Genomic DNA, 6,043 nt, shown 5'->3' with positions numbered 1-6,043 from the left:
CATGGGGCATGGGGCTTGGGGCTTGGGGCATGGGGCATGGGGCATGGGGCATGGGGCTTGGGGCTTGGGGCTTGGGGCTTGGGTCTTGGGGCTTGGGGCTTGGGGCTTGGGGCATGGGGCATGGGGCATGGGGCTTGGGGCTTGGGGTTTGGGGCTTGGGGCTTGGGGCTTGGGGCTTGGGGTAAGCAGAATGAAAGGGAATTATATGGTTGGTGCTTTGGTGGGCTTTATTAATAAGATTCTACTATATTGTAAACTTGAAATGAACGTTTTTACACCGCACCCCAGATTTTCCCTTGTTCGGTTATCTTTTCCCTCTGCCCCACCCCCCCATGCCCTCTGCCCCATGCCCTATGCTCCATACCCTATGCCCCATGCTCCCCGCCCTCTGCCCCATGCCCCTCCACACTCCTTTCCCCACCTGTGTAAAATCCTACCCATCAGCTAATCAGGTAGTAGTTGCTGAATCTTGGTATAAGTTTTTTTTATTTTCTGACAAAAGCCGTTGATCATGAAAAAAAATACACTCGTTCTGCTATCTGTTAGTCTGTTTTTAATCTTTTTAAGCATGCTATGCCTTTTCGGGTTAGCATAAAACTTATATACGTCATGGAAAAATCACCCAATACTGCAAAGACCATCAATAGTGAAGCCCCTGAAGACAAAAGAACAGGTCAGTCGAAGGGTTCATCGCATAAAAACTCCGGTACCGGAGGTCGTGATTCGGGCAGCAACAGACCCGGTAATAAAAAATAGGCTGGTATGTATCTGATAGAAATGCTGTTGCCATTAACCGATAACCAAAAGAAGGTATTTAAGTCGGAATATTTTGAGCAAGTACAACACCGATTAACAGAAAAATTCGGGGGACTTACTGCGTTTACAAAAAACCCGGCTGAGGGGCTATGGAAGAAAAGTAAAAACACGAAGCCCCAACATGATGAAATTATTATTTTTGAAGTAATCACCGATACTTTCGATAAAAGCTGGTGGCAGCTCTATAAAGAAGAACTCAAGCGTATCTTTCAGCAAAAAGATATAGTAATTAAGGTATTACCAATAGAATTGGTGTGATACTTTTGTCAGCATTCACTTATGCTTCCTTTCTGCTTCGTTTAGCCAATACATATTTCAGAACATGCTATCAAAAAACTCATTAGTCCTGTAACCTTTTCTGTATTTTCAGGTAAGCGTTTTCAGGTACTATGTGGTTGTTTTACCCTACAGTTAAAGACACAAAAATGCTGATTCTACACAACTTTAAAAAGTTTTACGCCTATAGATTCCGGTGATGATAATCATTAAAAAAAGATTATTTTTTTTTAATGCGATTAAACCTTTTGACTGCAATAGTATCAAAGATTTTTAAAAAATTTTAATTTCTAATCATCGAAACATTTTGTATCTTTGTCGCACTAACCTATTGTTTGGTAGATTATTATGAAAATAGCTTTACAAAGAAACGATTTAAGACAAACCGTTGAAGAAGCCCTGCATAAAAGCAATATCCACTCAGAAGAAATTATTGATAATCAGGACATCAGCAGCCTTGCTGTCTTAATCAACGAAAACATATTGCCCGAGCAATTGACTATGTTCGTCCGGCTCATGCACGAGCAGGATTTAAAGTGTAACACCAATACTTTTCCTGACATGAGTGTTACGTATATTTCGGTGTTTATTTGAGGGGTTCTTCTTATCATTATAACTGAAAATCTGTTGCAATTACACTGCTACCGTTAGCCATCGCTATTATATATTTGTTGAGGGTCAGCCCACTGACCCCTTTCCCTGTTACTTTTTTTGCTTCTTTTTGGTTTACCTGTTTTAGAAATCCTTCTTACTTTCTTCAAATAAAAATTATCAGATTTGTTATAATTTTTATTAATTTATTGAAATATTCGTACCTGAATAAATCTCAATTCTTGTTTACGTATATAAGCCCTAAAAAATCCCATGAAAAAAAAAGTCCGGAAAACCCTCTTTGTCCTGCTTTTCTTAGTGATAGGTATCTTCGTTATCGGGTTGATACTGGCTTTTCTGCCTTCCGAATCACGCACGCACCATGTGAGTGTTACTACCGAAGAAGCAACCGCTCTAAGAGAAGATTTTAAAGGCCCGCATGAGGTTTTTACTACTACCGATGGCGAAAAACTGTTTTTACGGAGATGGAACCCTGATACATTGGTGCCTGCCAAAAAAGACATTGCGGTACTGATTTTTCATGGCATTACGGCTTATAGCGGACCCTACGACATGGCCGGAAAACCCATATCGGCCGGAGGATACACGACTTTCGGACTTGATTATCGAGGTCATGGATTATCGGGTGGTAACCGGGGCGATAATCCGGGCAAAGACCGATGGTATGCCGACCTGGCCGAATCGGTAAAATATGTCAAGAGCCTTGGGTTTTCAAAGGTGGTGGTACTTGGGCATAGCCTCGGAGTGGCATCAGCCATTTGCGTAGCCAATGCCGTACCCAACGACCTCGCAGGGCTTATTCTGCTTTCAGGTGCCTACGAGGGCCGCAAAGGTGTGGGGCAACAACAACCTACGTTTTTTCAGAAAGCAAAAATTATTGCCAGTTCGGTTTTTCGTCCCTCCTACCCTGCCGTTGAATATTACCGTGAGGGCATGACCGTAACCAAAGACCCGCTGTTCAATTTCAGATATACGCTCCGGTTTGTGTCTATGCTGAATGTGAAGGAACTCCGCTTACCCAAAGACCTGAATATTCCGGTATTGGTAGGCATGGGTGATAAAGACGAATTGTTTACCATTGAAAAAGCCCGAGAACTTTACGACCTCTTGCCAGGCAACCAAAAGGAGTTTTTAGTGATGAAAAACACCACTCACGCCAAAATTCCGGTTGAAAGCTGGCAACAATGTGTCGAATGGCTTGACCGGACTTTTGTAAAATAAATGCAATGGTGGTTGGCTCTCATTAACCCAATTCTATGAAAAAAATACTTAAACGAACCATGTATATTGTTCTTTTTCTACTGGCAGGTGTGTTGGCCATCGGACTGATACTGGCGTTTCTTCCTGACGAATCAAGAACCCACCATGTGGGCATTTCGCCTGAAGAAGCCGCTCGGCTCAGACAACAATACAAAGACCCGCATCAGTTACTCACTACTACTGATGGCGAAACGCTTTTTATCAGAAGATGGAATCCTGACACGATGGTATCTGCCAAAAAAGACATAGCCGTGCTGATTTTTCATGGCATTACGGCACATAGCGGTGCCTACGAAATGGCTGGAAAAACCATTGCCGCAGGAGGTTATACGACATTCGGATTAGATTACCGTGGACACGGGCTATCAGGCGGCAACCGGGCAGATAGCCCGGGTAAAGACCGATTTACTGCTGACCTGGCTGAGTCGATTCAGTATATCAAAAATCTTGGGTTCTCACGGGTAGTGGTGATGGGGCATAGTCTGGGTGTGGTATCAGCCATAACTGTAGCCAATGCCGTGCCCAACGAATTGGCAGGATTGATATTACTCTCTGCCGCTTACGAACGCCGCAAAGAAGCCGAGGTTGTAGCCCCCAGCAATTTCCAGAAAGCTAAAATCATGGCTAATGCTATTTTGCGCCCCTCACACCAGGCAGTTGAATACTACCGGGAAGGAATGGTGGTAGCCAAAGACCCTTTGTATAATTACCGTTATACCCTCCGTTTTACAACCATGATACCCGTAAAAGACCTGAAAATACAGCAAGCACTGCCTGTTCCGATATTAGTAGGCATAGGAGACAAAGACGAGTTATTTACGGTAGAAAAAGCCCGTCAGCTTTATGACCGTATTCCCGGCAACCGGAAAGAGTTTATTATACTGAAAGAGATGTATCATGCCAAAATTCCGGTCGAAAGCTGGCAATCATGCGTTGAGTGGCTGGATAAGACGTTTGTGAAGTAGAGTGTATTGTATATACGTAATGATGTGTTGAGTATTGTTTTCTGGCCTAAAAGAGAAAGTTTATGAATTATACTAAATAAAACTAAAGAGCTTATACATTTACCTGTAAATCTATCATCAAATTTTATTAGTTTTAACAATTTCAGTAGTATCTTATAAAAAATAGACAAAAGAGAATCTGCATTGCACTTATCTATTTTAACTCTGTTTGCTTTTTATAGTATTTTATTGGAATTGATTTGTTATAACACATACGTTCATTGTGTATCAAGTTTTTATCATCCTGAAAGATAAACAGAAATGAATCTGTCGAAAAAAGATGTAGAACGAATCCTCCAACAACTGCGTAGTCTTAGCGCAGAAACTGAATTGGTAGAGTTCAAAGAAGCAAAAACAAATTATGATTTCCAGAAGTTGGGTAAATACTTTTCAGCACTTAGCAATGAAGCAAATTTGAAAGGCAAGCCCTATGCCTGGCTTGTTTTTGGTATAGAAAATAAACATCATGGTATTATAGGGACTCAATTCAGGCCTCAAAGAAAAGATTTAGATAGTCTGAAAAGTGAGATAGCTAACAAAACAACTAACCGGATTACATTTATTGAGATATATGATCTTCTTTTCCCTGAAGGAAGAATAGTAATGTTTCAGATACCTCCTGCCCCAAAAGGGATTCCAATTGCTTTTGATGGTCATTATTATGGTAGAGATAATGAAGAGTTATCACCTTTGAATTTGGAAGAAATAGAACGAATCAGGGCTCAATCTACCACTGAAGACTGGAGTGCTATGATTATTCCGGAAGCAACGATTGATGATTTAGATGAAGAAGCCATTGAAGTAGCTCGTAAAAACTTCAAAAGTAAATTTCCGGAGAAATCAAATGAAGTTGATGGATGGGACAATATGACCTTTTTGAATAAAGCTAAGTTAACTATTAAAAATAAAATTACAAGAACTGCCATTATTTTATTAGGGAAAGAAGAGTCTGAACACTTTATAAATCCTGCCGAGGCAAAGATACGTTAGATTCTAAAGGATTCGCACGGGAATGATAAGGATTATGCCATTTTCGGGTGCCCATTTTTATTGGCAACAGATAAAGTCTATGCGAAAATCCGTAATCTTAAATACAGATATATTCAGGACGGAACTTTATTCCCCGAGGAGATAAACCAATATGAACCTTATTCAATCAGGGAAGCATTGAACAATTGTATTGCGCACCAAGACTATACCAAGCACGGTCGTATAAATGTCATCGAAATGGATGACCAATTAATATTCACTAATTTAGGGGTTTTCATTCCCGGAAGTGTTGAAAAAGTAGTCAAAGAAGATGCGCCGGAAGAGCATTATAGAAATCGCTTTTTGGCTACTGCCATGTTCAATTTAAAAATGGTTGATACAGCAGGGGGTGGTATCAGAAAAATTTTCAACTATCAGCGTGAACGCTTTTTTCCTATGCCTGATTATGATTTGTCAAAAGAGAAAGTAAAAGTCACCATTTTAGGTAAAATTTTAGATACTCACTATGCACGATTATTAGCCGAAAATAAAGACCTGAGTCTTGAAGAAATAATAATGTTAGATAAAGTTCAGAAAAAGAAAGACTTAACTGATTTAGAAGAAAAACATTTAAGAACTAAAAAACTAATTGAAGGTAGGAAACCTAATTATTACATTGGAATAAAAGTTGCTCAAAAAACAGGGCAAAAGGCTATTTACTCTAAAAATAAGGCTTTTGATAAAAACTATTATTTAGACTTAATAGAAAAATCAATCAGAGAACATGGTAGTTTAGAAAGAGCTGATATTGATGAATTACTTTGGAACAAATTACCCGACTGGATGAGTGAGACACAAAAAAAGTTCAAGGTGAATAATCTATTATCTGAATTAAGAACTAATAAAAGAATAATTAATGAAGGTAGTGATAGCAAACCAATCTGGGTTTTAACAAACCTAAATACGGTATAGCTTTACTTGGAATTTATTAGACATTTACTTGACATTTATTAGACATTTACTTGACATTTATTAGACATTTATTAGACATTTACTTGACATTTATTAGACATTTACTTGACATTTATTAGACATTTATTAGACAT

At 39.4% G+C, this 6,043-nt stretch carries 8 protein-coding genes; all 8 read left to right on the top strand.

The genetic code is table 11. The features are described from left to right. The coding region (locus EWM59_RS27045; protein WP_130024323.1) for a hypothetical protein at positions 1 to 234 on the top strand (234 nt) is incomplete at its 5' end. A 375-nt stretch (positions 235 to 609) separates the two neighbouring features. After that, positions 610 to 756 (top strand): hypothetical protein, encoded by a 147-nt coding sequence (locus tag EWM59_RS27935; protein WP_165372314.1) that lies wholly within the window; start codon positions 610 to 612, stop codon positions 754 to 756. Positions 757 to 762: 6 nt separating this feature from the next. Then, entirely contained in the window at positions 763 to 1,074 is a 312-nt protein-coding gene (locus tag EWM59_RS27040; RefSeq protein WP_130024322.1) for a hypothetical protein, read from the top strand. 366 nt (positions 1,075 to 1,440) lie between these two features. Beyond that, a complete protein-coding gene (locus EWM59_RS27035) occupies positions 1,441 to 1,686 on the top strand; it encodes a hypothetical protein (RefSeq protein WP_130024321.1) in 246 nt (81 codons plus the stop codon). A gap of 270 nt (positions 1,687 to 1,956) precedes the next feature. Continuing rightward, positions 1,957 to 2,925 carry an alpha/beta hydrolase gene (locus tag EWM59_RS27030; protein WP_130024320.1) on the top strand — a complete coding sequence of 323 codons (969 nt, stop codon included), beginning with the start codon at positions 1,957 to 1,959 and terminating at the stop codon, positions 2,923 to 2,925. A gap of 35 nt (positions 2,926 to 2,960) precedes the next feature. After that, on the top strand, positions 2,961 to 3,929 hold the full coding sequence (locus tag EWM59_RS27025) for an alpha/beta hydrolase (RefSeq protein WP_130024319.1): 969 nt from the start codon (positions 2,961 to 2,963) through the stop codon (positions 3,927 to 3,929). 300 nt (positions 3,930 to 4,229) lie between these two features. Next, the gene (locus EWM59_RS28310) at positions 4,230 to 4,958 is read left to right on the top strand and encodes an ATP-binding protein (protein ID WP_207220072.1); all 729 of its coding nucleotides are present in this window, start codon (positions 4,230 to 4,232) and stop codon (positions 4,956 to 4,958) included. Between the two features lie 60 nt (positions 4,959 to 5,018). Next, positions 5,019 to 5,909, top strand: coding sequence for an ATP-binding protein (locus tag EWM59_RS28305; protein WP_310587909.1), 891 nt, complete (start codon positions 5,019 to 5,021; stop codon positions 5,907 to 5,909). Positions 5,910 to 6,043 lie beyond the last annotated feature (134 nt).

It is taken from the genome of Emticicia agri, from assembly GCF_004168285.1.
GTDB lineage: Bacteria > Bacteroidota > Bacteroidia > Cytophagales > Spirosomataceae > Emticicia > Emticicia agri.
The sequence above is the reverse complement of the archived record's forward strand: the minus strand, read 5'-3'. Positions and strand labels throughout refer to the sequence as shown.

What these genes read in the sequence shown, in the direction of transcription:
- EWM59_RS27935 (WP_165372314.1), top strand. Translation starts at nt 610, where the DNA reads ATGGAAAAATCACCCAATACTGCAAAGACCATCAATAGTGAAGCCCCT.
- EWM59_RS27040 (WP_130024322.1), top strand. Translation starts at nt 763, where the DNA reads ATGTATCTGATAGAAATGCTGTTGCCATTAACCGATAACCAAAAGAAG.
- EWM59_RS27035 (WP_130024321.1), top strand. Translation starts at nt 1,441, where the DNA reads ATGAAAATAGCTTTACAAAGAAACGATTTAAGACAAACCGTTGAAGAA.
- EWM59_RS27030 (WP_130024320.1), top strand. Translation starts at nt 1,957, where the DNA reads ATGAAAAAAAAAGTCCGGAAAACCCTCTTTGTCCTGCTTTTCTTAGTG.
- EWM59_RS27025 (WP_130024319.1), top strand. Translation starts at nt 2,961, where the DNA reads ATGAAAAAAATACTTAAACGAACCATGTATATTGTTCTTTTTCTACTG.
- EWM59_RS28310 (WP_207220072.1), top strand. Translation starts at nt 4,230, where the DNA reads ATGAATCTGTCGAAAAAAGATGTAGAACGAATCCTCCAACAACTGCGT.